Source organism: Pseudomonas sp. EGD-AK9 (assembly GCF_000465935.2).
GTDB lineage: Bacteria > Pseudomonadota > Gammaproteobacteria > Pseudomonadales > Pseudomonadaceae > Aquipseudomonas.
Genome location: NZ_AVOF01000514.1, coordinates 1 through 1,623, shown reverse-complemented (window position 1 = coordinate 1,623; position 1,623 = coordinate 1). Strand labels below are relative to the sequence as shown.

The following is a 1,623-nucleotide window of genomic DNA, read 5'->3' as shown; positions in this document are numbered from 1 at the left end:
AGTCGCCGATCGAACTGCCGATCCAGTAAGGCCCCCGGGCCGCCGCCGCGGCCCGACGCCCTCCCGCCTCCGATGACATCACCGCGATGAAGCTTGCCCCCGCGCAACTCGGCAAACACCTGCAAGGTTCGCTCGCGCCCGTCTACGCGGTCAGCGGCGACGAGCCGCTGCTGTGCCAGGAGGCCGCCGACGCCATCCGCAACGCCTGCCGCCAGCAGGGCTTCGCCGAACGCCAGGTGTTCAACGCCGAAGCCAACTTCGACTGGGGCAACCTGCTGCAGGCCGGCGCCAGCCTGTCGCTGTTCGCCGAAAAGCGCCTGCTGGAACTGCGCCTGCCGTCCGGCAAGCCTGGCGACAAGGGCGCGGCCGCCCTGCTCGAATACCTCGCCCGGCCGCCGGAGGACACCGTGCTGCTGCTGACCCTGCCCAAGCTCGACGGCAGCACGCAGAAATCCAAGTGGGCCAAGGCGCTGATCGACGGCCAGGTGAGCCAGTTCGTGCAGATCTGGCCGGTGGACGCCAACCAGTTGCCGCAATGGATTCGCCAGCGCCTGGCCCAGGCGGGCCTCAGCGCCAGCGCCGATGCGGTGGAAATGATCGCCGCCCGGGTGGAAGGCAACCTGCTGGCCGCCGCCCAGGAAGTGGAGAAACTCAAGCTGCTCGCCGAAGGCAATCAGGTCGACGCCGAGACCGTGCAGGCGGCGGTGGCCGATAGCGCCCGTTTCGACGTCTTCGGCCTGATCGACTGCGCCCTGGCTGGCGATGCGGCGCACGCCCTGCGCATGCTCGAAGGGCTGCGCGGCGAAGGCGTGGAAACCCCGGTGATCCTCTGGGCGCTGGCCCGCGAGATTCGCCTGCTGGCCGGCATCGCCCACCAGCAGAGCCAGGGCATCCCGCTCGACAAGGCCTTCGCCAGCGCCCGCCCGCCGGTGTGGGACAAGCGCCGCCCGCTGGTTTCCAAGGCACTGCAGCGGCACAGCAGCAAACGCTGGGGCCAGTTGCTGCAGCAGGCCCAGCAGATCGACGCGCAGATCAAGGGCCAGGCCGCCGGCGACCCGTGGAGCAACCTGGCACTGCTGACCCTGCAACTGGCCGGCCAGCGCCTGCGCCTCGACTAGCACCCTGCCTGGACATTTTCTGTACAGCGGCGCATAGTCCGCCACGCCTGCATCCACGCAGGTCTGCAGAGGAACCCGCATGAGCAAGAAAGCCGCAAAGCGGCCCAACCAGGCCAAATCCATCGTCGCCCAGCCCCTGTTCCGTTCCCGCCAGGAACGACCGCAGAAAGGCAAAGGCAGCTACCGCCGCGAAGCCTCCCAGCACAACTGGGAGGCTTCTTGCTTTATGGGCCGGGAAAATGCGTCGATGGCCCTGTTCGCGGCGTCGGCATGCTAAGGTAGCCGCCTGCAAAACGCTTCGAGATAGACATGTCGCCCCATTTCCCGCGCCGTGCTCTGGCCACGGCCATGCACCTGCTGCCCCTGCTCCTGCTGACCGCCTGTGCCCAGGCACCGGCCGAGAACCTGCCCACCACGAGCAACGCCAGCGCCATGCTCGCCCCGATCCCGGCCGAGCCGATCGCGCAGCCCGCGCCGAGCTTCGCCGAATGGCGCCAGGCCCTGC

The 1,623-nt window shown here is 68.9% G+C and carries 1 protein-coding gene and 2 pseudogenes; all 3 read left to right on the top strand.

The genetic code is table 11. The features are described from left to right. The first annotated feature begins 86 nt into the window (after positions 1-86). Positions 87-1,118, top strand: a complete 1,032-nt coding sequence (gene holA / locus N878_RS19785; RefSeq protein ID WP_021445290.1) for a DNA polymerase III subunit delta — start codon at positions 87-89, stop codon at positions 1,116-1,118. Between the two features lie 79 nt (positions 1,119-1,197). Beyond that, positions 1,198-1,338 (top strand): annotated as a pseudogene (arfA, locus tag N878_RS19780) (alternative ribosome rescue factor ArfA); the annotation flags it as partial. A gap of 89 nt (positions 1,339-1,427) precedes the next feature. Beyond that, positions 1,428-1,623 (top strand): annotated as a pseudogene (locus tag N878_RS19775) (hypothetical protein); the annotation flags it as partial.

Bases quoted from the DNA above. Each gene is read 5' to 3' on its own strand.
- holA (WP_021445290.1), top strand. From the start codon at position 87: ATGAAGCTTGCCCCCGCGCAACTCGGCAAACACCTGCAAGGTTCGCTC.